Source organism: Saccharopolyspora sp. NPDC049357 (assembly GCF_040677225.1).
Lineage (GTDB): Bacteria > Actinomycetota > Actinomycetes > Mycobacteriales > Pseudonocardiaceae > Saccharopolyspora.
Map to the genome: position 1 here is coordinate 1 of NZ_JBFAQJ010000067.1, position 24,103 is coordinate 24,103.

General features: G+C 68.3%; 25 protein-coding genes. 15 read left to right on the forward strand and 10 right to left on the reverse strand.

All coding sequences use genetic code 11. The features are described from left to right. From AB0J91_RS31910 to AB0J91_RS31925, 4 genes are all read right to left on the reverse strand, one after another. Positions 1–98: FAD-binding protein (locus AB0J91_RS31910; protein WP_363876542.1), on the reverse strand; the 98-nt coding region annotated here is incomplete at its 3' end. Then, positions 95–772: an arsenate reductase ArsC gene (locus AB0J91_RS31915; protein ID WP_363876471.1), complete on the reverse strand. Its 678-nt coding sequence runs from the start codon at positions 770–772 to the stop codon at positions 95–97. The genes AB0J91_RS31910 and AB0J91_RS31915, both read right to left, overlap by 4 nt. Beyond that, entirely contained in the window at positions 753–1,850 is a 1,098-nt protein-coding gene (gene arsB, locus AB0J91_RS31920) for an ACR3 family arsenite efflux transporter (protein ID WP_363876474.1), read from the reverse strand. Before arsB ends, AB0J91_RS31915 begins: the two co-directional genes overlap by 20 nt. Then, entirely contained in the window at positions 1,847–2,224 is a 378-nt protein-coding gene (locus tag AB0J91_RS31925; protein WP_363876477.1) for a metalloregulator ArsR/SmtB family transcription factor, read from the reverse strand. The genes arsB and AB0J91_RS31925 overlap by 4 nt, the downstream gene beginning before the upstream one ends. Before the next feature lie 112 nt (positions 2,225–2,336). On the opposite strand from AB0J91_RS31925, the gene AB0J91_RS31930 reads away from it, so the two are divergent. Then, on the forward strand, positions 2,337–3,416 hold the full coding sequence (locus AB0J91_RS31930; protein ID WP_363876480.1) for an ArsO family NAD(P)H-dependent flavin-containing monooxygenase: 1,080 nt from the start codon (positions 2,337–2,339) through the stop codon (positions 3,414–3,416). Here the strand turns inward: AB0J91_RS31930 and AB0J91_RS31935 are convergent. Further along, entirely contained in the window at positions 3,413–4,636 is a 1,224-nt protein-coding gene (locus tag AB0J91_RS31935) for an MFS transporter (RefSeq protein WP_363876483.1), read from the reverse strand. The two genes, AB0J91_RS31930 and AB0J91_RS31935, sit on opposite strands and share 4 nt — an antisense overlap. A gap of 4 nt (positions 4,637–4,640) precedes the next feature. Next, entirely contained in the window at positions 4,641–5,975 is a 1,335-nt protein-coding gene (locus AB0J91_RS31940; RefSeq protein WP_363876486.1) for an NAD(P)-binding domain-containing protein, read from the reverse strand. Between the two features lie 176 nt (positions 5,976–6,151). Between AB0J91_RS31940 and arsM the strand changes: the two genes are divergently transcribed. After that, positions 6,152–7,036 (forward strand): arsenite methyltransferase, encoded by an 885-nt coding sequence (arsM, locus tag AB0J91_RS31945; RefSeq protein WP_363876489.1) that lies wholly within the window; start codon positions 6,152–6,154, stop codon positions 7,034–7,036. 23 nt (positions 7,037–7,059) lie between these two features. On the opposite strand, the gene AB0J91_RS31950 is transcribed toward arsM, so the two are convergent. Beyond that, positions 7,060–7,599, reverse strand: a complete 540-nt coding sequence (locus AB0J91_RS31950; protein ID WP_363876492.1) for a DinB family protein — start codon at positions 7,597–7,599, stop codon at positions 7,060–7,062. A 169-nt stretch (positions 7,600–7,768) separates the two neighbouring features. Between AB0J91_RS31950 and AB0J91_RS31955 the strand changes: the two genes are divergently transcribed. Continuing rightward, a complete protein-coding gene (locus AB0J91_RS31955; RefSeq protein ID WP_363876495.1) occupies positions 7,769–8,608 on the forward strand; it encodes a metalloregulator ArsR/SmtB family transcription factor in 840 nt (279 codons plus the stop codon). Between the two features lie 303 nt (positions 8,609–8,911). On the opposite strand, the gene AB0J91_RS31960 is transcribed toward AB0J91_RS31955, so the two are convergent. From AB0J91_RS31960 to AB0J91_RS31970, 3 genes are all read right to left on the reverse strand, one after another. Beyond that, positions 8,912–11,053, reverse strand: coding sequence for a tetratricopeptide repeat protein (locus AB0J91_RS31960; protein ID WP_363876497.1), 2,142 nt, complete (start codon positions 11,051–11,053; stop codon positions 8,912–8,914). 658 nt (positions 11,054–11,711) lie between these two features. Continuing rightward, complete coding sequence (locus AB0J91_RS31965; RefSeq protein ID WP_363876500.1) at positions 11,712–12,626, reverse strand: sugar-binding domain-containing protein; 915 nt, start codon at positions 12,624–12,626, stop codon at positions 11,712–11,714. 97 nt (positions 12,627–12,723) lie between these two features. Further along, entirely contained in the window at positions 12,724–12,996 is a 273-nt protein-coding gene (locus AB0J91_RS31970) for an HPr family phosphocarrier protein (RefSeq protein ID WP_363876503.1), read from the reverse strand. Positions 12,997–13,225: 229 nt separating this feature from the next. On the opposite strand from AB0J91_RS31970, the gene AB0J91_RS31975 reads away from it, so the two are divergent. From AB0J91_RS31975 to AB0J91_RS32030, 12 genes are all read left to right on the forward strand, one after another. Then, entirely contained in the window at positions 13,226–13,876 is a 651-nt protein-coding gene (locus AB0J91_RS31975; RefSeq protein WP_363876506.1) for a PTS glucitol/sorbitol transporter subunit IIC, read from the forward strand. A 1-nt stretch (position 13,877) separates the two neighbouring features. Then, positions 13,878–14,930: a PTS sorbitol transporter subunit IIB gene (locus AB0J91_RS31980; protein WP_363876509.1), complete on the forward strand. Its 1,053-nt coding sequence runs from the start codon at positions 13,878–13,880 to the stop codon at positions 14,928–14,930. A 37-nt stretch (positions 14,931–14,967) separates the two neighbouring features. Continuing rightward, on the forward strand, positions 14,968–15,351 hold the full coding sequence (locus AB0J91_RS31985; RefSeq protein ID WP_363876512.1) for a PTS glucitol/sorbitol transporter subunit IIA: 384 nt from the start codon (positions 14,968–14,970) through the stop codon (positions 15,349–15,351). A 5-nt stretch (positions 15,352–15,356) separates the two neighbouring features. Next, a complete protein-coding gene (locus AB0J91_RS31990; protein WP_363876515.1) occupies positions 15,357–15,746 on the forward strand; it encodes a transcriptional regulator GutM in 390 nt (129 codons plus the stop codon). Between the two features lie 25 nt (positions 15,747–15,771). After that, a complete protein-coding gene (gene ptsP, locus AB0J91_RS31995) occupies positions 15,772–17,412 on the forward strand; it encodes a phosphoenolpyruvate--protein phosphotransferase (protein WP_363876518.1) in 1,641 nt (546 codons plus the stop codon). 219 nt (positions 17,413–17,631) lie between these two features. Beyond that, on the forward strand, positions 17,632–18,948 hold the full coding sequence (locus tag AB0J91_RS32000) for an SAF domain-containing protein (RefSeq protein WP_363876521.1): 1,317 nt from the start codon (positions 17,632–17,634) through the stop codon (positions 18,946–18,948). A gap of 11 nt (positions 18,949–18,959) precedes the next feature. Then, complete coding sequence (locus AB0J91_RS32005) at positions 18,960–19,931, forward strand: thiamine pyrophosphate-dependent dehydrogenase E1 component subunit alpha (protein ID WP_363876524.1); 972 nt, start codon at positions 18,960–18,962, stop codon at positions 19,929–19,931. Between the two features lie 16 nt (positions 19,932–19,947). Beyond that, complete coding sequence (locus AB0J91_RS32010; protein WP_363876527.1) at positions 19,948–20,985, forward strand: alpha-ketoacid dehydrogenase subunit beta; 1,038 nt, start codon at positions 19,948–19,950, stop codon at positions 20,983–20,985. Then, positions 20,985–22,238, forward strand: a complete 1,254-nt coding sequence (locus AB0J91_RS32015; RefSeq protein ID WP_363876530.1) for a dihydrolipoamide acetyltransferase family protein — start codon at positions 20,985–20,987, stop codon at positions 22,236–22,238. Before AB0J91_RS32010 ends, AB0J91_RS32015 begins: the two co-directional genes overlap by 1 nt. Before the next feature lie 74 nt (positions 22,239–22,312). Further along, positions 22,313–23,038 carry an IspD/TarI family cytidylyltransferase gene (locus AB0J91_RS32020; RefSeq protein ID WP_363876533.1) on the forward strand — a complete coding sequence of 242 codons (726 nt, stop codon included), beginning with the start codon at positions 22,313–22,315 and terminating at the stop codon, positions 23,036–23,038. A 19-nt stretch (positions 23,039–23,057) separates the two neighbouring features. Beyond that, positions 23,058–23,423: a hypothetical protein gene (locus AB0J91_RS32025; protein ID WP_363876536.1), complete on the forward strand. Its 366-nt coding sequence runs from the start codon at positions 23,058–23,060 to the stop codon at positions 23,421–23,423. Positions 23,424–23,570: 147 nt separating this feature from the next. Then, positions 23,571–24,103: lipoyl synthase (locus tag AB0J91_RS32030; protein WP_363876539.1), on the forward strand; the 533-nt coding region annotated here is incomplete at its 3' end.

Here is a 24,103-nt window from a genome sequence, read left to right on the forward strand (position 1 = left end):
AAGATCACCGGCTCCAGCTCTGCCCGTGCCGCGTACACCGCAGCGGTGTAGCCGGCAGGACCGGAACCAACGATGATCACGTTGCGGACGTCGCTCACTGCGCGGTCTCCGGCACGAGCTCGGCCAGCAGGGCGCGGACGCGCTGGTCGATGTCGTCGCGGATCGGCCGGACGGCGTCGACGCCCTGTCCGGCGGGGTCGTCGAGTTCCCAGTCGAGGTAGCGCTTGCCGGGGAACACCGGGCAGGCGTCGCCGCAGCCCATGGTGATGACGACGTCGGCGGCTTCGACGGCGTCGGTGGTGAGCTTCTTCGGGAACTCCTGCGACAGGTCCAGGCCGAGTTCGTTCATCACCTCGACCACGGCCGGGTTGACCGTCTCGGCCGGGGCGGAGCCGGCCGAGCGGACGGCGACCTTGCCCTGGGCGTGGTGGTGCAGCAGGGCGGCGGCCATCTGGGAGCGTCCGGCGTTGTGGACGCAGACGAACAGGACCTCGGGGGTGGAGGACACGGGAACTCCTTGGTGCTGGGCGATGTCGGTCAGCCGCTCGCGGGCGTAGCGGGTGGCCAGGGTGGTCAGGTGGGCGTGCACGCGAGCGGTGGCGGCCAGCTCCCGGTAGGTATCGGAGACCACGTGGTGGATGGTCTCTTCGTCGAACACACCCCGGAATTGAGACCGCAGTTCGGCGGCGGCGTGGTCGAGGAGGACGGCGACCTGCTCATTGCTCGGCCGGTATTCCTCGGCGTCGTGGTGGCTAGGTGGTGGTGTGGACATGGTCGGCCTCCGAGGTGGTGGAGGGACGGGTGAACCAGCGTCGAGCCGCCAGCGAGACGTAGACCAGGCCGACCAGGACCGGGACCTCGATCAGCGGCCCGACGACACCGGCCAGGGCCTGACCGCTGGTGACGCCGAAGGTCGCGATCGCCACCGCGATGGCCAGCTCGAAGTTGTTGCCCGCAGCGGTGAACGACAACGTCGCGGAGCGCTCGTAGTTCAGGCCGATGGCCTTTCCCAGCGCGAACGACCCCGCCCACATCACCGCGAAGTAGACCAGCAGCGGCAGCGCGATCCGCGCGACGTCCAGCGGGTTCGAGGTGATCGCATCGCCCTGCAGCGCGAAGAGGATCACGATGGTGAACAGCAGTCCGTAGAGCGCGACCGGGCCGATCTTGGGCAGGAACCGGGATTCGTACCAGTCACGGCCCTTGGCGCGTTCACCGAGCTTGCGGGTGAGGTATCCGGCGACGAGGGGGATGCCGAGGAAGATCAGGACGTTCTTGGCGATCTCCCAGGCCGAGACTTCCAGACCCACTTGCGGCAGGCCGAGCCAGCCCGGTAGCACGGAGAGGTAGAACCAGCCCAGTGCGGCGAAGGCGATGACCTGGAACACCGAGTTCAACGCGACCAGCACGGCGGCGGCCTCGCGATCACCGCAGGCCAGGTCGTTCCAGATGATGACCATCGCGATGCACCGCGCCAGACCGACGATGATCAGGCCGGTGCGGTACTCGGGCAGGTCGGGCAGGAACACCCAGGCCAGCGCGAACATCAGCGCCGGGCCCAGCACCCAGTTCAGCAGCAGCGAGGAGGCCATCAGCCGCTTGTCGCCGGTGACGGTGTCCAGCCGGTCGTAGCGGACCTTGGCCAGCACCGGGTACATCATCACCAGCAGACCCAGCGCGATCGGCAGCGAAACGCCATCGATGGCCACGGTGTCCAAAGCGGGGCCGAGTACGGGGATCCAGCGTCCGGCCAGCAGGCCGAGGACCATCGCGGCGCCGATCCACACCGGGAGGAATCGGTCCAGTGTGGACAGTTTCGCCACCACGGCGTTGTCCTGCGTCTGGGTCATGCCGTCACCGCCACGTCCTGAGCCGGAGCCAGCGATTCCGCCAGCAGCCGCAACGTGTCGGGCTTGACGCGGTAGTAGATCCACGTGCCGCGCCGGTCACCCTCGATCACCCCGGCCTCGCGCAGCACCTTGAGGTGGTGCGAGATCGTCGGCCCGGACAGCTCGAAGGCGTCGGTCAGATCGCACACGCAGGCCTCGCCGCCGGCGTGGGAAGCGATCAGCGACAGCAGGCGCAGGCGCACCGGCTCGCCGATCGCTTTGAACACCTTGGCCAGGTCGGCGGCCTGGTCGACGGTCAGCGGCTCCCGCATCACGGCGGAGGCGCACGGTTCGGCCTCGTCCCGTGAGACGATCAGGACCTCTTGTTTCGGCATGCGTCTAACTTGACATCCATCGAGATAAGAACGCAAGCTCGATGGCGAGTTTCCCGTCGCGCTGTGATCGGTGCCTCGCCGCGCAGGGGGCGGGACTGTTCGACTCAGGCGGATGGAGGTCGTGGTGCCCGAGGCCCGGGATGTGGTGGTGATCGGCGGTGGGCAGGCAGGTCTGGCGGCGGGGTACTTCCTCCGGCGCGCGAAGCTGGACTTCGTCATCCTCGATGACCAGCCCGAACCGGGTGGGGCATGGCGGCACTACTGGGACTCGCTGCGGCTGTTCTCTCCCGCCGAGTACAGCCCGCTTCCCGGGTGGTGGATGCCTCGCCAGCCCGGGGAGGAGTTCCCCACCGCCGACCACGTCGTGGCCTATCTCGCCGCCTATGAGCAGCGCTACCAGCTACCGGTGCAGCGGCCCGTGCGCGTGAACGGTGTCCACGACGCCGGTGCGTGGCTGGCCGTGGACACCGACCGCGGGACGTGGCGGGCGCGCACCGTCATCAGCGCCACTGGAACCTGGAGCCAACCGCACCTGCCCTCGTACCCGGGGAGCGAGGTCTTCGCCGGGCGGCAGTGGCACACCGAGTCCTACCGGTGCCCGAAGGAGTTCGCCGACCAGCGCGTCGTGATCGTCGGAGGCGGCAACTCCGCGGCCCAGATCCTCGCTGAGGTGTCCACTGTGGCCGACACGACCTGGGTCACCGCTCGTCCACCGCGGTTCATGCCCGACGACGTCGACGGCCGGGTCCTGTTCGACGTGGCCACCCAGCGCGAAGCCGCACGCCGCGCGGGACTGCCCGACGACGGGGGAACCCGGCAGCTGGGCGACATCGTGATGGTCCCGAGCGTGCTGGAGGCACGTCAGCGCGGCGTGCTGCACGCCGAGCCGATGTTCGACCGGCTCACCGAGCGCGGCATCGCCTGGGACGACGGCCGCGCCCTCGACTGCGACGCGATCATCTGGTGCACCGGCTTCCGCCCCGCCCTGCACCACCTCGCGCCGCTGGGCCTGCGCACCGAGAACGGGACGGTCCCGACCGACGCGACGCGCAGCGTCGCCGAACCACGGCTGCACCTGCTGGGCTACGGCGACTGGAGCGGGTGGGCCTCGGCCACACTGGTGGGCGCCGCGCGGACCGCGAAACCCGCGGTCGCCGACATCGCGCAGCACCTCGCACAGTCCGCTGGTTAACCGCGCACTCCGGCGGAGGGACGGGTGGCCAACGCGAGCAGCGCGCTCGCTGCCGTCATCGCGCCCAGCAGGAGGAACAGGGCCGGGAACCCGCCCAATGCCGCCGCAATCGCCGAGCCTCCCCACGGTGCGAGCGCGATGGCGATCATCAGCGGAGCCGACAACAGGCCGCTCAACCTCCCGTACGCGGCGGTGCCCCACCGGTCGCTGACCGCCGTGGCCTGCAGCAGGGTGAACACGCCCCGGGCCATGCCCACGAGCATCGCCGCGACGATCAGCAGCCCGGCCGGCCCCGGAACCACCGCCAGCACCAGCGTGGTCCCCGCGCAGGCCAGCAGGATCACGACGGTGCGGCCACGGGCCCCGGTGCGTCGCTGCAGCGGCGCGTAGCCCAGCCGCCCCAGGACCTGCCCGACGCCGCCGAGCCCGAGCGCCCAGGCCGCCAGGTGGGAGTCGAAGCCGCGTTCGGTCAGCAGCGGAACTTGGTTGATCACCACCGCGTACACCCCGAACCCACCGAGGGCCATCGTCGCCAGCAGCGCCACGAACGCCCGGCTGCGCGCGATTTCGCCCGCGCGCCCGTTGACCGACGAATGCTCGTCGTGGGCGAGGCCGGGCCACGGCAGCCGCAGCCCGGCGTGCAGCGGGATCGTGACGACACCGACCACGACGGCCAGCACCACGTACGTGCCGCGCCAGTCGAGGTGGTCGTTCAACGCCGCGGTCAGCGGCGCGAACACCGTGCTGGCCAGGCCCGCCACCAGCGTCAACGCGGTCAGCGCACGCACGCGGTCGGGCCCGTACCAGCGGGTCAGCGCGGCGAAGGCGGGCGGGTAGAACGTCGCCGCCATCGCCACCCCCGCGATCGACCACGCCAGCAGGAACCACCCGTAGCTCGGGGCGTGCGCGATTCCGAGCACGGCGGGCACGGCCAGCACCGAGCCCGCGGTCATCACCGCACGCGGGCCACGGCGATCCAGCCACCGCCCGACCGCGATGCCGACCAGGGCGGAGACGATCTGGCTGGCCGAGAACGCCCACGTCACGGCGGGCAGCGACCAGCCGGTGTCCCGCGTGATCGCCGACGCCAGCACCGGGAAGGCGTAGTACAGCACGCCCCAGCTGGTGATCTCGGTGATGCACAAAGCGATGAGCGCGCGACGCCGCCGCACGGCCTCGACAGGCGGTGCGGCGGCGCTCGTCTGTGATTCGGAGTGCATGCGCTCAGCGCTCAGCGGCTCCGGGCGCCGCCAACTCGACACTCTGCTGGGGCGCGCCGCAGCAACCGCCGCCCTGCTCGGCCTCGGGCTCGTCGAAGAGCCCGGCCCCACCGCACACCCCGGTCTCCGGCAGGACCAGCTCGACCCGCTCGGCGGATTCGGTGTCGCCGGCGATCGCGGCGGCCACGCTGCGGACCTGCTCGTAACCGGTCATCGCCAGGAACGTCGGCGCCCGGCCGTAGCTCTTCATCCCGACCACGAACACCCCCGGCTCGGGATGGGCCAGTTCCTTGGCCCCGTGGGGGTAGACGGTGCCGCAGGAGTGCACGTTCGGATCGATCAACGGCGCCAGCGCGGTCGACGCCTGCAGCACCGGATCCAGGCCCAACCGGATCTCCGAGAGCCAGGACAGGTCCGGCCGGAACCCGGTCAGCACCACGACCTCATCGACGGGCTCGCTCTTGTGCCCCTCGAACGAGGTCAGCACCAACCGGCCATCCCCATCGGCCTCGACCGCGGCCGTGCGAAAACCCGTCACCGTGCGGACATGTCCGGCGTCGACCGCCTGCTTGGCCCGCAGCCCCAACGCCCCGCGCTCGGGCAGCTGGTCGGCCTCGCCGCCACCGAAGACATCCCCCGAGCGGCCCCGGCGCAGCACCCACACGATCTCCGTACCCGGCGCCTCCTCGGCCAGTCCGGCGAAGGCCACCAACGCGGTCAAGGCCGAGTGCCCGGAGCCGGCGACCGCGATGCGCTTGCCCGCGAACCGGGCCCGGACCTGCGCATCGGATACGTCAGGCACCTGGTAGCTGATCCGCTCCCGGGCCGAGCGCTCCCCGACCGCCGGCAACCCGTCGCCGCCCAGCGGGTTCGGACTGCGCCATGTCCCGGAAGCATCGATGACCGCCGAGGCGGTGATCCGCTCCTCGCCGCCCGCGGTCTCGACGTGCACCGTCAGCGGCTCGGTGGTCCGTCCGGCATCCACGACCCGGTCCCGGCCGCGGCGCGCCACGCCCACCACCCGGGCACCGAAGCGCACCCGCTCCCCCAACGCCGCCCCAAGCGGCCGCAGGTACTGCTCGACCCACTCCGCACCTGATGGGTAGCCCGTCGGTGCCGGCGCCTGCCACCCCTGCTGTTCCAGCAACCGCGCCGCGGCCGGGTCGATCAACTCCGACCACTGCGAGAACAACCGCACATGCGACCACTCCCGCACCGCAGACCCGGCCTCCGAACCGGCCTCCAGCACCAACGGCTGCAGACCCCGCTCCAAAACCTCCGCCGCAGCCGCCAGGCCCACCGGACCCGCACCCACCACCACAACCGGAAACCCGTCCACGACACTCCCCTTTGCATCGATCAGCTTCGATGAAGTTGTCTCGACTTTATCGACGCGGATCGATTGACGCAACCATCGATCCGGGTCGATACTTGGACAGCGGGGACAAGTCGAACGGACATCGATGAGGCCGTTCAGGCGCTTCCGGCGTCGCCGCGGCGAAGAGGGGAAAGATGATGAGCGAACAACCTGCAGAGCTGCGCGACACCGTCCGGCAGCGCTACGCCGCCGCAGCCACGGCCGCCAGCCAAGACGACACCACCGATGGCTGCTGCGGCCCGGCGCAGGTCGAGGTCGGCGACGGCTTCGGATCCAGCCTCTACGCAGCATCCGAACGCCAACAGCTGCCCACCGCGGCCATCGCGGCATCTCTCGGCTGCGGCAATCCGACCGCGGTCGCCGAGCTGGGCGAAGGGGAACGCGTTCTCGACCTCGGCTCAGGTGGCGGCATCGACGTGCTGCTGTCCGCCCGCCGCGTCGGCCCCACCGGCAAGGCCTACGGCCTGGACATGACCGAGGAAATGCTCGCCCTCGCCCTGAGCAACACCGAGAAAGCCGGCGCCACCAACGTCGAATTCCTCAAGGGCACCATCGAGAACATCCCGCTACCGGCGGACACGATCGACGTCGTGATCTCCAACTGCGTCATCAACCTCTCCGTCGACAAGCCCGCCGTGTTCGCCGAAACCTTCCGCGTTCTGGCCCCGGGCGGACGCGTCGGCATCACCGACGTGGTCGCCGAAGACCACCTCAGCCCTCAAGCACGAGCCGACCGTGGCTCCTACGTCGGCTGCATCGCCGGAGCCCTCACCTTCGCCGAATACCACGACCAGCTACGGGCAGCGGGATTCACCGAAGTCGAGATCACCTCAACCCACCCGGTCGCCGACCACATGCGCTCGGCGATCATTCGCGCCACCAAACCTGTCATTTCGGAGACAGAGAGCGCCTGCTGCGGCGTGACCGCATGCTGCACACCCGCAGAACAGGCCACCGACCCGCGAACCACGATCACCGAAGCCAAAGACGCTGCGGGCTGCGCCTGCCGCAACTCCCGCTGAACCAACGTCGCAAACGATCGAGCTCAGCCGGCCCCATCCAGCGTGAGCTGTCGCCGGTGGAAGCCAAAGTGCTGCGTCGGGAAGTGGTAGACGTCGGCGAGCGTCATGAAATCAGCGAAGAACGGGTCCCACCGGGTCGGATAGTGCATGCCTCGGCGAAGATCCGCTTCGCGCTCAGCATCCAGCCGGCGGTGCAGCCCGTTGATCACGCGATCCATCTTCGCCGCCATCTGATCAGGACCGAAGACCCTGGGACCACCGCACGACCCCCAGTAGTTGACCGCGTCGAACGGCCTCGTCGACGCGTTGAGCAGCGCCGCAAAACCTCGGGACACGCCCGCGGGAAGCCGGCCGAACACGCGAACCAAGATGACGAGATTCCGAACGATCATGTACCCGAACAGCATGTGAAACAGCAGCTGCTCATTGGTCCACCGCGTGCCCTTGCTCAAGCGAGCCAGCTCGGCCTCCGTGGCACGCGAGAGCAGCTCGTGGAAACTCGCGCGCGCTCGCTCCATCTCCTCGTGAAGGGCCTGCCGGTCCACCTGGGGCGATTCGCACATGGCTTCCTCCGGCCCCGAAGCACTTTCACCTGAGCACCCTCAGCTTGCTCGGCAGATGCGCACCTGTCCACGCTTGCCGGCACACACGACAGGACCACAGAGCCGCCACGCGGGGTTCATCGATGCGAATCGATTGACGAAACCATCGATGTGCGTCGATACTTGAGGCATGACGACGACGGCTTCTGAGACCGGACTGCTGCCCGCAGAGGATGCGGCCACCTACGCCGAGTGGTTCGCGTGCCTGGCCGAACCCACCCGCGTCCGCTTGCTGCACGCCGTGGCGGCAGCCGGCACGATCAGCGTGGGCACCTTGACCGAACAGCTCGGCATCAGCCAGTCCACCTGCTCGCACCACGTGCGCAAGCTTGCCGACGTCGGGTTCGTGCTGCTGCACAAGGAACGCACGACCACCTTCGTCTCGGTCAACACCGCCTGTTGCACCGGCTTGCCGCACGCCGCCGACGCGGTCATGGGCGTCGTCGCCCGCCCGTGCTGCCCGGACAACCTCCCCGAGGACGTCACCATCCGGCAGCTGCAACCCGACGACTGGACCGACGTGCGCCGCATCTACGCCGACGGCATCGCCACCGGCCACGCCACGTTCGAAACCGACGTCCCGCCCCGCAAGTCGCTGGAGGCCAAGTGGCTGCCGGACCACCGGTGGGTCGCCGAGGTCGACGGGCAGGTCGCCGGGTGGGCCGCCGCGACCCCGGTGTCCAACCGGGACTGCTACTCCGGCGTCGCTGAGACCTCGGTCTACGTCGGCGAGGGCTTCCGCGGCCGCGGTGTCGGAAAATCCTTGTTGCACGAGCAAGTCACCGCCGCCGATGCCGACGGCCTGTGGACGCTGCAAACCTCGATCTTCCCGGAAAACCGGGCCAGCATCGCCCTGCACTACTCCGCCGGCTTCCGCACCGTCGGACTGCGCGAACGCATCGCCCAGCACCACGGCGTCTGGCGCGACACCGTCTTCCTCGAACGCCGCCGCAGCTGCGACAACGACTGACCTGATCTCCTCTCACCCACACCGTCGCCCGCTGTGCGGGCGACGGTCGATGAAAGGCGCCCTGTGAACCTCTGCGACGCCATCGTCATCGGCGGCGGCCAGTCCGGACTCGCCGCCGCCCACGCCCTCCGCACCCAGGGGATTGATCCGGTGTGCTACTGCAGTAGTGCTCGACGAGGGGGTAAACGCTCCAGCCGACAAGGACACTCACACGCTCCAAGCTGATCGAGCACGAGGCCTGCTCCAACGGAATCCAGAAGAACGTCTTCGACAATGGTGCGCTGAAGGAAAGGCCGCGCGGGTTCAGCTGGCCATTGTGGTCAGTCGGGTGCGAATCTCGGTTGGGGTGAGGGTGGCGAAGTAGGTTGGTTCGGTGCGGTTGAGGGACTCGAAGAGTTCCAGCGCACGTTGCCAGGATTGGCCGGCTTCGGTTGTTCGGCCGAGTTCGTAGGTGGCTTCGCCGTGCAACGCGAGGACATCCGCTTCGACGGAGGTCGCTCCGGCCTCCCGGGAGACGGTCAAGGCCTGTTCGAGGTGGGTGACCGACTCCGTTACCTGTCCCGAGCGGAGGTACGCGGCGCCCAGTACGGCTGGGACGGCTGAGCCGAGCCACCAGTCGCCAGGTCGGATGCCGTGTTCGAGGATCTCGTCGGCGCATCGGATGGCGTCGCTGGTGCTGCCTGACTTCTGGTGTGTGATCGCGAGGTTGAGCAACGCGGCGTCGATTCCCCGATCGCCTTCCCAGGTCCGGAAGATCGCCAGGGCTTCTTCGAAATGGTGGGCCGCCTCGTCGAAGTCGCCGACGCGGCGGGACAGGAGGCCGAGCCCGTTCTGGCAGTAGCCCTCACCGCGTCGGTCACCCAGCTGCCGGAAGATCTCCAGCGCGTGCCGGTAACACTCCCTGACCTCCTCGAAGTCGCCCATGCGCTGGTTGATGTCGGCCAGCTGGACCTGAAACTGCGCTTCGGCGGACCTGTCGCCGACCGCGCGTGCGGCATCGATGCCGGTGCGCAGTGCCCACACGGCCTCCTTCCAGTGGTCGCGCAGTTCCAGGAAGCCGACGAGGATGGAGGCGAGCCGCACCGTCGGCGTGTGCTGCCCCGCCTCGTGCGCACGCCGGATGCAGGCCAGCGTGTTCCGCCACTCGCTCTCGAACCACCGCGCGGCCTGCTCGCTGGTGAAGACCTGTCCGCGTGACTGTTCGGGCGCTTCGGTCAGCAGCCGGTTGCGGTGTGCGAGCAGAGCCCGGTCCGCGGCGTCGGCGGTGCCGATGTAGAAGTCCAGCAGCTGTTCGAGGGCCATGGTGCGCTCGTCCTCCGGCTCGTCGTTTTCGGCGCGTTCGGCGGCGTAGTCGCGGAGCAGGTCGTGGAACTGGAAACGGTCGTGTGCGGTCTGTTCCAGCAGATGCGCTGCGATCAGCGCTTCCAGCTGACGTCGTGTTCTGGGGGTGGACAGTCCGGTCAACGCGGCCACTGCGCGCAGAGCGATGTCGTGGCCCGGATGCAGTCCGAGGAGGCGGAACATGCGCGCGGCCTCGGGGCTCAGCGCCTGGTAGGACCAGGAGAAAACGACTCGGACAGCCGTGGTTCCCTCCTCCGTGGTCAGGGCATCGAGCCGACCGTGCTCCTCGTCGAGTTCGTCGTTGAGGTCCGCCAGGGTCAGGAAGTCGCTCGCCACCGCGCGTCCGGCGGCGACGCGTAAGGCCAGGGGCAGGTACCCGCAGCGGCGGGCCAAGCCGCGAGCCGCGTCCTGCTCGGCGTCAGCCCGGTCGGCGCCGATGACCTGCCGCAGCAGCTCCACGGCCTCGTCCGGCAGGAGCACGCGCAACCCCAGTCGCGGTGCGCCCTGGCCCGCGACCAGCCCGGAGAGCGTGCCGCGGCTGGTGACCACCACCCGGCATCCGTCCGAACCCGGCAGGAGCGGCCTGACCTGCTCGGTGGAACGCGCGTTGTCCAGCATGATGAGCACCTGGCGGCCGTCCAGCAGCGACCGGAACAGCCCAGCCTGTGCCTCCAACTCGGTCGGGATCCGGTCCGGGGGAGTGCCCAGCGCGCGCAGGAATCCGTCGAGGACCTGCCCGGCGCTCATCGGGCCGCCTGGGTCGTAGCCGTGCAGGTTGACGTACAACTGCCCGTCCGGGAAGCGGTCCCGCACGCGGTGTGCCCAGCGCACCGCCAGGGATGTCTTGCCTGCCCCAGCCATGCCGGTCAGCACCATGACCGAATCTGATGGCCGTTCGAGCCGTTGGTCGAGTTCGGTGAGTTCGGCGACCCTGTTGACGAAATGCTGTGCGCTCGGCGGCAGTTGGTGTGCGACCGGCAACGTGGCGTGCTCGTGTCGGTGGACGTGCACGTCGCCGTGGATGTTCCTGGCCTGCACGACAGTGTCGGCTGATCCGGCGAACACGTTGCTCGTGTCCCCATCCGGGCTCGCAGCTTCGTTCATACCTCGCCCAATCCGTTCATCGACTGCCGCCATCCTGCCGTGCGTGCGACGCTCTCGGGGCGTGATTGGCCGAGTGCTCTCGGTGTTTGCGCGGTGGCGTTCCTGCTGGGCGCGACTCAAGAGCAAGGCAGAGGCGACCGTCGAAGCGCTGACCGGCCCCGCCAGCCCCGAAGACGCCCGCGTGCAGGTGCACAACCTGCCGGGCTCGGAAGTCGGGCCAGGGCACGGAGCGGCCGTCTGGGGCAAGGCCACCGCCGACCGGGCCGACGCGTTCGGCTTCAACCCTCGGCGTCTGGGTCGTGATGATGGCCGCGATGATGTTGCCGGCGATCACACCCGCAGCCCGCCTCGAGATGGAATCGCACATCGTCGGCACCATCGAGGTCGTTTCGGAGCACCTTTTTTGGCGACGTGATGCCACGTGATCTTCCAGAACCGCTGTGGCACAGGACAAACCGATCCTATTGGAACCGCCGTCAGCAGCTGTCGAGAGTCGCCGCAACCTTCCTGGACGCACTGGTCCGAGACACCGAGGAACTCGTGTCCGAGGCTCCCGCATGATCCGGGACCCTCCGGTGGCATCGGGTTCGCCTGAACAGACCCGAAGCTGTTGGTCTCGTGAGAGTCATGCGCCGAGCGTGGGCTGGAACGCTCCGGCTCACCTGTCGTTGCCGGTGTTGCGAAGCAGTGCGCGAGCCAGCGAACTGTCGCAGATGAGGACGTTCAGGACGCCACTGCGCAGGGCCCCGAAGACGCCGCGCGTCTTCTCCGTGCCCGAGGCGACCCCAACGACGACGGGGATGCTCGCGAGATCGTCCAGGGACACGGCCAGCACGCGATCGGCGGTAGGACCCGAAATCGGACGGCCGCTGTCGTCGAAGTAGCGCGCGCAGATGTCGCCGGCCGGGTCTGCTGCGGTGAATTGGTCCTTCTCCTCCGGGGAGAGCTTCATCGCTTCGATGATGGCCGCCGAGGCGCCGACGTCTCGACTGCCGATGCCCACGACGGCGATGGAGGACTTGCTGACGGCGCTGAGCGTCGCTTCGATCGAAGGTTCGGCCAGGAGGACGTCGCGGCCGGCCTTCGTCGTCACCAGCGCGGGTGCGTGCAAGCGTTGAAACCTGCCACCCAGGCGCCGTGCGAGCTCGCGCACGATCTCTTCTCCGGTGATCTCCGAATCCACGGAGGAGAGACCGCCGACGAGCGGCACGACCTCGACGTCCAGGCCACCCTGCTCGGGCACCGATTGCACGAGCGCCTGAAGGCTTCGCCCCCAGGACAATCCGATCCGATGACCTTGCCGAACGTTCTCGACCAGCCATCGTGCTCCGAGGTCGCCCGTCTTCTGGAGTTGCTGGCCCGTGCCCTGAACGTCGGAGACGCGGCAGTCGCGGAGCCCGAAGGCATCTTTGAGCCGCCGCTCCAACTCCAGATCCCGGCCGCTGGGATCATGGATGCGGATCTCGACGATCCCGCGCTCGTGCGCCGCCGAGAGGACCCGGGACACGTTCGATCGGCTGAGCCCCAGGGCTCGGGCGATCTCCTGCTGCGAGCGATGCTCCTCGTAGTACATCCGGGCAGCCTTCACGAGAAGCTCTTGGTCACGCTGTGGCGGCACTGGTCCGGTTCCTCTCGGCGTTAGCGGGACTGCGTTCAGGCGCGGCCTTCGGTCAATGTACGACGTCGTGATCCACCTGCAGGGTGCTGGACAGCGCAACGAGTGCTTCCTCGGCCCCGTCTCCTTCAGCCCGCACGATGGCTTCTTCGCCGTGCGCGAGGGCGAGGCCCAGCACCGAGAGGAGGCTCTTGGCATCGGTCAGCTGCCCGTCCGGGCGTCCGATCCGAACGTCGCACGCGTGCTGGCCCGCGGCCTGCACGAACGCTGCGGCGGGCCGGGCGTGGAGGCCGACCGCGGAAGCGATGGTGACGCGCTGTTCAGGCATGGAACTCTCCTTGGCTTTCGTCTAGGTTCGGCTTTCTTGCGTCTGGGGTGTTGCCCCGCTTGGGTGAGCATGTTACACACATCACTGCAAATGTGAACACCCTCTGCATATTTGTGCAAATGCTGTGGAACAGCGGCATCTCCCCCTGCACCTCCGGAACTTCGGATCACTCGTCGCAGCCCCATCGGGGCGCAGTTGCGATCAGGAATGTTGATCGAGGAGAAGACGCATGAATGTTCGGACTGCCGCTGAGGCGGCAGCACAAGAAACGAGCGGGGCCGGCGGCCCGCTAAGCGTGTTCGAGTGGTTGGGAACGCACTTCATCGGGCTTTTCGAGGAGTCCGGGAAGCAGTTCACCGACCTCGTCACCGGCATCCTGCCCACGTTGATCGTCCTGCTGACCGCGATGTACGCGTTGACCAACGCCATCGGGGAAGAGCGGGTCACCAGAGCGGTGCGTTGGTCGGCGCGGTGGCGGATCACCCGCTACACCGTGATGCCCATCGTGTCCGTGCTGATGTTGACCAACCCCATCTGCTTTTCGTTCGGGCGGTTCCTGCCCGAACGCTACAAGCCGGCGTTCTACGACTCGACGGTCTCGTTCGTCCACCCCGTCACCACGTTCTTCCCCTACGCCAACGCGAGCGAGCTCTTCGTGTGGCTGGGAGTTGCCAGCGGTGTCCAGCAGCTCGGTGTCTCGACGGTTCCGCTGGCGATGCGGTACCTGCTCGTGGGCATCGGAGTGATCCTGCTGCGCGGCCTGGTCACCGAGATCATCACCCAAATCATGATCAAGCGCACTGGCAGGACTGAGGAATTCCGCCGCTTCGACGAGGAGTTCGGCAACGCGCCCGCCACTGGACTCGCTGGAGGGCACTGACATGACGACTCAGGGAAACCGCAAGCAGACGGCTGTTTCCGTCCGGCCGGGCTCCGGCGGATGGGGTACCGGATGGGTCTTGCGACCCACTGAGACCCGCAACAAGGTCCTGTCGGTCACCGGTGGCGGGATCCACCCGGTGGCCGCGCACATCGCCGAGCTCACGGGCGCCGAACCCGTCGACGCGTTCACCCAGAACGTGCCCGACGAAGAGGTGCTGTGCGCGGTGATCAACTGCGGTGGGACCGCGCGCATCGGGATCTACCCGCGCAAGAAGATCCCGACGGTCGATGTGTACCCGGGTGGCCCGAGCGGGCCGCTGGCGCAGTTCATCACCGAGGACGTCTTCGTCTCGGCGGTGGGCATCAAGGACATCACACCGTGCGATCCGGACGAGTCCGATCCAGCGCACGAGACCAGCGCACCCGCTTTCGACGGCCCGGCCGAACCGGTGCCGGCCGCGGCGCCACCAGCGGCGAAGACCGCGCCGAGTTCGGAAGGGAAGACCGGACGGCGGTGGGTGGACGCCGGCACCGGGGTGTTCGTCTCGTTCAGCACCGGCGTCGGTGCTGCGATCAACACGATGGTCGCCGCCGGGCGGCAATCCATCGACCTGGTTCTCAAGACGATCCTGCCGTTCATGGCCTACGTCAGCCTGCTGCTGGGATTCGTGCACTACACCGGCATCGCGACTGCGATCGGCCAGATCCTCTCGCCGATCGCCACGAACCCGGTCGGTCTGGTGGCCATCGGAGCGGTGACGGCGCTGCCCTTCCTCTCCCCCGTGCTGGGCCCCGGGGCTGCCATCGCGCAGGTCATCGGAACTCTGATGGGTAGCCAGATCGCGATCGGCGCGATCCCGGTCCAGTACGCCCTGCCCACCCTCTTCGCCATCAACGGCCAAGCGGGCTGCGACTTCGTCCCGGTCGGCCTGGCTCTGGGCGAGGCCAAGTCCGAAACAGTCGCGGTGGGCACACCCGCAGTGCTGATCAGCCGCATGATCACCGCCCCGGCCGCCGTCATCATCGCCTGGGCCGCCAGCTTCGGGCTGTAGAACACCACGCAGAACCACGTCGTCAAAGGAGACCGACATGAGCAACCAGTACTACGAGAGCACCGTTCTTCGGATCGGATCGGAAGCGGCCGACATGGTCGCGGGTGGCGTGCTGATCCTCTACGCCGACCCCATTCCGGAAGCCCTCGAAAGCGTCAGCATCGTGCACTCGCCGAGCGCGCCGCTGCTGGGCGAGCTGCGGGCCGGCGACACCCTGTGGCTCGGCGACAAGCGCGTGGAGCTGACCGAGGTCGGTGAGCGCGCGACGGAGAACCTCCGCACCTTGGGGCACGTCGTCATCCACCTCAACCCGGATGCCAGCGCCAACCTGCTGCCCGGCGCTGTCCACGGGCGAGGCGAGATCGAGTCGGTGGAAGCAGGAACACGCCTGGTGCTCCAGGCCGTCGGGGCGAGGGTGTGATGTCGATGTCCTGGGCACTCCTCGGCATCGCAGTGGTGATCGTGATCTCCACGGGGCTCGGTTGGCTGCAGCAACGCGCCTACCAGCGGGAGGTCAACAAGCTCATCGCGGAAGACGGAGAGAGCGGCCGAATCCTGGTCAGCGGCCGCACGAAGGGAAAGATCCGCGGGGCCATCGTCCTGCTCGTCGTAGATCGCTCCACCCGGCAAGTCCACCGGGCTGTGGGGATGGCCGGATCGTCGGTGTTCGCGCGGTTCCGCGAACTCCCGCAACTGACCGGGGCGCTCGACGGTGCCGCGAGCAGAGCGTCGAGCAAGGCCGTGCGGCGCGCCACCGACGACGCGATCGAGCGCTATTCGCAGGTGCGGGTGCCCGCGGCACCTGTCCCGCGCTGAGAACCCTGAGTTCAGGAAGGACGTCATGGAGAAACGTGTGCAGGGCGTGGGTGTCAGCGCGGGATCTGTTCGGGGGCCTGCAGCGGTCGTCTCGCCCGGAAAGATCGCGGCGCCCGCGGCGGAGCGCAGCAGTGATCCGGTTTCCGAAGCGGCACGGCTCGATTCAGCGATCGAGCACGTGGCGGCGGAGATCCAGGAACGCGCTGATCGAGCCGAAGGGAGTGCGGCCGAGGTGTTGGCCATGGCCGCGCTCATGGCCAAGGACCCGACGTTGCGGGCCAAGGCGCGCGAGCGCGTCGATGGTGGTGTGCGCGTCGAGCGCGCGGTGTGGGAGGCGGCGGAGGAGTTCGCTTCCGCGTTGGAGGCCAGCGGTGGTTACTTCGCCGAGCGGGTGACGGATGTGCGTGACATCCGAGACCGTCTGATCGCGCAACTGACCGGTGTGCCGATGCCGGGAGTGCCGGAGCTGACGACCCCTTCGATCCTCGTGGCCGACGATCTCGCTCCTGCCGATACCGCCACGCTCGACGCCGATCTCGTGCTCGGGTTCGTCACCCGCGAAGGCGGGCCGACCAGTCACACCGCGATCCTGGCTCGTTCGCTGGGAATCCCCGCTGTCGTCACCTGCCGGGAACTGGGTGAGGTCGACGACGGGACCTGCCTCGTCCTCGACGGCGCCAGCGGTGAGGTCACCGTCGGGGTCGACGCAGCGGTCGGGGTGACGAATCGGCGCGCTCGTCCGAAGCACCTGACCTATTCCGGCACCTTGGCGGACGGCACCCCGATCAGCCTGCTGGCCAACCTCGGGGAGCCTTCCGGCGTTCCCACCGCGCGGGAGGTTCGAGCGCCTGGTGTGGGTTTGTTGCGCACCGAGTTCCTGTTCGACGGCCGCACCACGGCGCCGGGTGTTGATCAGCAGCGGCATGCGTACGCCGAGGTGCTGGAGGCCTTTCCCGGTGGTCGCGTGGTCGTCCGGACTTTGGACGCGGGCTCGGACAAGCCGCTCGCGTTCGTCCGCGAGGACACCAGCCCCAACCCCGCGCTCGGCGTGCGCGGGCTCCGGGTGAGCGCGGAGCAGCCTGATTTGCTGGACGTGCAGCTCCAGGCGATCGCCGAGGCGCAGCAGCGCAGCGACGCGGAGGTGTGGGTCATGGCCCCGATGGTCTCCACGCCCTCCGAGGCCGAGTGGTTCGCCGAGAAGGCCAGGAGCTGTGGAATTCGCAGCATCGGTGTGATGATCGAAGTTCCCGCTGCGGCTCTGCACGCCGAGCGAATTCTGCAGCACGTCGATTTCGCCAGCATCGGGACGAACGATTTGGCTCAGTACACCTTCGCCGCCGACAGGATGTCCGGCGGCCTGGCCGAGTTGAACGACCCGTGGCAGCCGGCGTTGCTGGAATTGATCGCCGTTGTGGGCGACGCCGGTCGGCGCACCGGCAAACCGGTGGGCGTGTGCGGTGAAGCCGCAGCGGATCCGTTGTTGGCTCCGGTGCTGGTGGGACTGGGTGCGACAAGTCTGTCGATGACTCCGAGGGCGCTGCCTGCGGTGGGTGAGACGTTGTCGCACGTGACGGCGGCGGACTGCTGCCAGCGCGCCAAACGAGCGCTGGTGGCCGGCGACCCGCAAGCGGCGAGAGCGGCTGTGGCGCAGAGCCTCACCGAATAGGCAGATCGAATTCCTTTTGAGCAACTGACGTCGAATTCTCGACGCCAGGCGATGAAGTTCGCTCAAAAAACGACGGCAATTCAGATGCGGGTGCCCTTGATTGAGGGCTTGTCCCGCTAGGGGCACCGTGCTATCAATTTACGTAGTCACCAACGTGCGTATATATACACAAATGTGCAAACGCCTGGTTGTGGCGTGGGCGTCAGGGAGGACCTGGAAATGAGCTACGTCGGACGCTTGCGGGAACGCGAGCAGCAAATCGGTCGACCGGTGCGAGTGGGGCTGGTCGGCGCCGGGCAGATGGGTCGCGGCTTCGTCGCTCAGGTCAGCCGGATCTCCGGGATGCACCTCTCGGCGGTGGCCGACGTGCAGCCCCAGCTCGGGTTCGACGCTCTGCGCAGCGCGGGCTACGAGAAGGTGGCGTCGGGCCCGGCCGCTCAGGTCGTGGAGTCCGGCGGCTCGGTCGTGGTATCCGACGCCCTCGAGCTCGTCGACCTGCCCATCGACATCATCGTCGACGCCAGCGGTGTTCCCGAGGTCGGCGCCTCCGTGGCGTTCAACGGCCTGCTGGCGGGCAAGGACATCGCCCTGCTCAACGTCGAGTGCGACGTGACCGTGGGATTCGTCCTGTCGAACCTGGCCCAGCAGATGGGCCGCGTCTACACCGTCTGCCGCGGCGACGAGCCGGCGGAATGCAAGGCCCTCATCGACTACGTGCGCGACGTGGGTTTCGAGATCGCCTGCGCGGGAAAGGGAAAGAACAACCCGCTCGACCCCACCGCCACACCGGACTCGGTCGCGGTGCAGGCCGCCGCCAAGCACATGAACCCCAAGATGCTGGCCAGCTTCGTCGACGGGTCCAAGACCATGATCGAAATGGCGGCCCTCGCGAACGCCACCGGCCTCAGCGTGCCGCGGCGGGGCATGACCGGCCCGCACTCGACGGTTGAGGGCCTCGCCGACACGTTCCGCCCGAAGAGCGAAGGCGGCGTGCTGGACCGCACGGGCGTGGTCGACTACTGCACCGGCCCGGTGGCGCCAGGCGTGTTCGTCATCGGCTACTGCCCGGACGAGGTCGTCACGGCCGAGATGGAATACCTGTCGATGGGCAAGGGTCCCTACTACGCCTTCTACCGGCCGTACCACCTCGCCAGCGTGGAAGCACCGCTGACCGTGGCCGAAGCGATGCTCGACCGCACGCCTTCGCTGGCGCCGACGACGTGGACGGCCGAAGTCGTGGCCGTGGCCAAGCGCGATCTCGCGGCCGGTGACCGCATCGACGGGATCGGCGGCGAGACCGTCTACGGCATCACCGACGATGCCGCCGTCGCCGCCGCCGAGGAGCTCGTTCCGCTGGGCCTGGTCGCCGGTGCGCGCGTGCTGCGGCCGGTCGCCCAGGGCACGCCACTGACCACGCAGGACGTGGAGCTCGACGACACCACCACCATCGCCCACCTCCGCAAGCTCCAGGACAAGCTCCTGGCCGCCCGGCCTGCGGCGGCGCAGTGGCCGGCGACCGCGGCGCTGTCGGCGTGAAGGGAAGCACGATGAAGGATCTGGTCAACGACGCCGAGAACGCACGGCGCGTCCTGACGACGATGTGGAGCATCCGCCGCTTCGAAGAAGCCGTGGACGACCTGTTCGCTCGGGGCATGATGCACGGCACCATGCACCTGTCGATCGGCCAGGAAGCAGTCCCCGCCGGGGCGTGCGAAGCGCTGGTCGACGGCGACTACATCACCTCCACCCACCGCGGTCACGGTCACTGCATCGCCCGTGGTGCCGCGCTGGACCGCATGATGGCCGAACTGCTGGCCAAGGAAACCGGGTACTGCCGGGGCAGAGGCGGTTCCATGCACATCGCCGACGTCGCCACCGGCAACCTCGGTGCCAACGGCATCGTCGCCGGCGGGGTTCCCATCGCCGCCGGTGCCGGTCTGGCGGCGAAGATGCGCCACGAGGATTCGGTCGCGGTCAGCTTCTTCGGCGATGGGGCGGTCAACGAGGGCGCCTGGCACGAAGGCGTCAACCTCGCGGCGATCTGGGATCTCCCGGTGGTGTTCATCTGCGAGAACAACCACTACGGGATGTCGATGTCGGTGGGCAAGGCCTTCCGCGTGGAGCACCTCTCCGATCGGGCCGCAGCATACGGAATCCCTGGCGTCACGGTCGACGGCAACGACGCCCAAGCCGTGCACGAGGTCGTGTCCACAGCCGTGGACCGGGCCCGCGACGGCGGTGGCCCCACCTTGATCGAGGCCGTCACCTATCGCTGGAAGGGCCACTCCAAGAGCGACAAGAACCTCTACCGCACGCGCGAGGAGATCGACCAGTGGCGCGAGCGGGACCCGATCGTCGCCTTCGAGTCGACCGTGACCGCTGCGAAGACGCTCACCGAAGCGGACCTCGACGCCTGCCGGGCCAGCGCCCGCGACGCGGTCCGCGACGCCGTGCGCACCGCGAACAAGGCACCCGACGCGACCGCGGACGAGCTCACCTCCGCCGTCTACGCGAGCTGAACCGGAAGGAAGCACCGTGACCGCACTTCAGCAGGCACCGGCCACGACAACCGGTGCCCAACCCGACGACGAACGCGTCCTCACCTACGCCGAAGCGGTGCGCGAGGCGCTCGCCGAGGCAATGGGAGCCGATGAGCGGGTCTTCCTGCTCGGCGAGGACATCGCCACCTACGGCGGCGCCTTCGGCGTCACAGGCGATCTGGTCCACCGCTTCGGCGAGGACCGCGTGCGCGACACACCCATCAGCGAGTTGGGGATCGTGGGCGCCTCGGTCGGTGCCGCACTCGCAGGGATGCGCCCGGTGGTCGAGATCCAGTTCTCGGACTTCACCGCTCAGGCGATGGACCAGATCGCCAACCAGGCGGCCAAGATCCACTTCATGCTCGGTGGAGCGGCGCACGTGCCGATGGTGCTGCGGGCACCGACCGGCTCCGGTACCGGGGCCGCCGCGCAGCACTCCCAAAGCCTGGAGTCCTGGTTCGCCCACGTTCCCGGGCTCAAGGTCGTCATGCCCGCCACGCCTGCCGATGCCAAGGGGCTGCTGCTGAGCGCCATCGACGATCCGAACCCGGTGATCGTCCTGGAGCACAAGTTGCTCTACAAGCAGAGCGGCGACGTTCCCGAAGGGGACGCGCGGGTTCCGCTCCAGCAAGCCGCCGTGCGGCGGCACGGCGAGGACATCACGATCGTCGCCACCGGGGTGATGGTCTCGCGGGCGCTGGAAGCCGCCGAGCAGCTGCAGACCCAAGGCGTTGATGCCACCGTCATCGATCCGCGCACGCTCAAGCCGCTGGATGAAACGACCATCCTGCAGGCCGTGGCGGCGACCGGCCGGACGCTGCTCGTCCAGGAAGCACCGCGCACCGCGGGATTCATGTCCGAGATCGCCGCGCTGATCACCGAAACCGACACCTTCGGCGCGCTGCGAGCGCCGATCCGCCGCCTGTGCGGACTCGACGTCCCGATTCCCTACGCGCCGCAACTGGAGAAGGCGGCGGTCCCGCAGACGCCGGACATCGTCGCCGCGGCCACCGAGCTCGTGAAGGAGTGGTGATGCGCGAAATTCCGCTCGTCATGCCCAAGATGTCGATGACGATGGAAGAGGGGACCCTCGTCGTCTGGCACAAGGCGATCAACGACCAGGTGCGGGTCGGCGACGTGGTCTGCGAAGTGGCCACCGACAAGGTCGACATGGAGGTCGAGTCGCCGACCGAGGGCACCTTGACGAGGCTGGTCGCCGATCCGGACCAGGTCGTGGCCGTGGGCGATCCGATCGCCTACATCTCCTCGACTGCCGACGACCTGCTCGAAGGCCTGCTCGACGGGCCTGACATGGACGATTCCGGTGAGGACGCTCCGAGCGCGCCGGCTCCGTCGCCCGTAGCGGTGGCGCAGGCGCCCGCCGCCCTGAAACGGGCCGTGCCACTGGCTCGGATCCGAGCCCGCAAGCTCGGCATTGACCTGAACGCCGTCGAAGGCACCGGTGCCGGCGGCACCGTGCGGGTGGTCGACGTGGAACGGACCGCCGCAGCGCAAGCCGTGCAGGGCACCGGCCACAACGGGTCCGCCAACGGGGCGAAGGTCCAGCCAGCGCCGGTGTCCAGCGAGGGCGCAAGTGAGGCGCGACCGGGCACCAACGGCGTGAGCGGGAGCAAGCGGCGCAGCACTCGTGCTGCCGTCGCGCGCAAGATGACCGCCTCCGCAGCCATCCCGCAGTTCACGATCTACCGCGACCTCGATCTGGACGCCGTGGCGCCGCATCGCGGTCGTCGTACGTGGACGACCGTGCTCACCAGGGCGTTCGCGTGCGTGCTGCGGGACATGCCCGAGCTGAACGCGCAATGGGTCGACGACACGAGTCAGCCGCTGGAGACCGTGGCGATCGCGCTCGCCGTGGACACCGACCGCGGACTGCTGGCACCCGTGCTGAGCGATCCCGATGCGACCGGAGTCGAGGAACTCGACCACAGCGTCCGCGACCTCGTCCAGCGGGCCCGCGCCGGGAAGCTCACCGTGGACGAACTGTCGGCGACCGCGTCGTCCACGGTCTCCAATCTCGGTGGGCTCGGCGTCGAGGCCTTCAACGCGCTGCTGACGCCGCCGCAGGCGACCGCTCTGTCGTTGGGCAGCGTCGGTCCGCGGCTGGTGCCCGTTCTCGGCGGAATCGAAACGCGGACGTCGTGCACGGTCGGCCTCACCGTTGATCACCGGGTCGCCGACGGAGCCGACGCGGCACGTGCGCTCGAAGCCCTGCAGACGCTCCTCCGGAACCCCTGGCGACTCGGCCTGGCAACGCCGGGCGAATGAGGCGATGTCGTGCCTCCTCAGAGGGCGTTCGGGCGTTTAGGATGAATAACCTCATTTAGGCTGACCGAGAGGCGATGCAAGTGAGTTCACCGACCGCTGCTGGAGTCGTGCTTGCCAGTGGTGCAGGCACGCGGGTCGGGAGTGCGACCAACAAGGTCTTCCTCCCGGTGGCCGGGCGCCGGGTCGTGTCCTGGGCGATTGAAGCGATGGCCAGGCCGGCAGAGGTCGGTGTCCTCGTGCTGGTGGTGCGGCCCCAGGACCACGATCACGTGCAGTGGGTGCTCGATCGCGAACTCGACCACCTGGACATCGAGATCGTCCACGGCGGCCAGACCCGTCAGGAATCTGAGCTGCACGCACTTCGCCACCTCGCGTCCCGGATCGACGAGGGCTCGATCGACATCGTCCTGATCCACGACGCCGCACGACCGCTCCCGTCCGCGTCCTTGATCGGCGGCGTCGTCCACACAGCTCGGGAGCACGGCGGTGCCGTGCCGGGAATGCGTGATGACACCCTGCGCAGGGTCAACGAGGACGGCAGCATGCTCGACGGGCCTCTGCCCGAGGGGTTGATCCGCGTTCAGACCCCGCAGGGCTTTCGGGCGCGCCCACTCCTGGAGGCCTATGAGAGCGCCGCCCGGGAGGACTTCGTCGGTACCGACACCGCCTCGTGCATGGAGAAGTACTCGGATCTGCCAGTCCACTGGATCGCGGGGGAAGGTACCAACATCAAGATCACCTATCCCGACGACGTGGTCCTCGCCGAGCAACTCCTCGCCGAGTTGAACTCCCAGAACTAGGGTGCGCGGAGGTATGAGCATGAGAAACATCGAGCGGGCGAGCCTTCTGTGCCGCAAATGCGGCGAGGAAGCAACCCACGAGCTGACCTACGCCGGCAATCTCCTCGCTCACACGACCTGCTGCAATTGTGGTCACGCCTCCCATCGCGATGTTTCGAAGCGGTACGCGCGGGACCTCGAGCGGAGGGTGCGGGCCAAGCCTCGGCGCATGCTGCGGAGTTTCCGCAGGCACCCGCTCGCCTACAGCCTGACGGTCGTCCGCGGGCTCACGACCAAGCCCGTGGACATCTGGCATGAGATCAACCTCGCGACGCACGGCAAGTCCAAGCGCAGTGCGAGGCAGCAGTGCCGCTCCGAATCCCGTCGTAGCGACACTGCTCTCTGAGAATCTCCGGAGAGCGCCGCATAAGAGTTCAAATAATTCTAGCGGCACTCCCCAACAATCCATTCAATGAGAATCGCTTTTTGGAAAGTTCGGCAGAGTAAGTGGGCCGAGCGTGGGAGCGTGCGCGCGAATTGCGGAAGGCGCGGTGTGATGGTCTTGCCTGAGGGTCGCAAGCTGCTGCGGTTGGAGGCCCGCAACAGCCAGACTCCGATCGAGAAGAAGCCGTCGTGGATCAAGACCCGCGCGCGGATGGGTCCCGAGTACAAGGAGCTCAAGGGACTCGTCAAGCGCGAGGGCTTGCACACCGTCTGCGAGGAGGCGGGTTGCCCGAACATCTTCGAGTGCTGGGAAGACCGCGAGGCCACCTTCCTCATCGGTGGTGACCAGTGCACCCGTCGCTGCGACTTCTGCCAGATCGACACCGGTAAGCCTGCCGCGCTGGACACCTCCGAACCGCGCAAGGTCGCCGAGTCCGTGCAGGCCATGGGCCTGCGCTACTCCACGGTCACCGGTGTCGCCCGAGACGACCTGGACGACGGCGGGGCCTGGCTCTACGCCGAGACCGTCCGCCAGATCCACGACCTCAACCCGGGCACCGGCGTGGAGCTGCTCATCCCGGACTTCAACGCCGAGCCCGACCAGCTCGACGAGGTCTTCGGCTCCCGTCCAGAGGTGCTCGC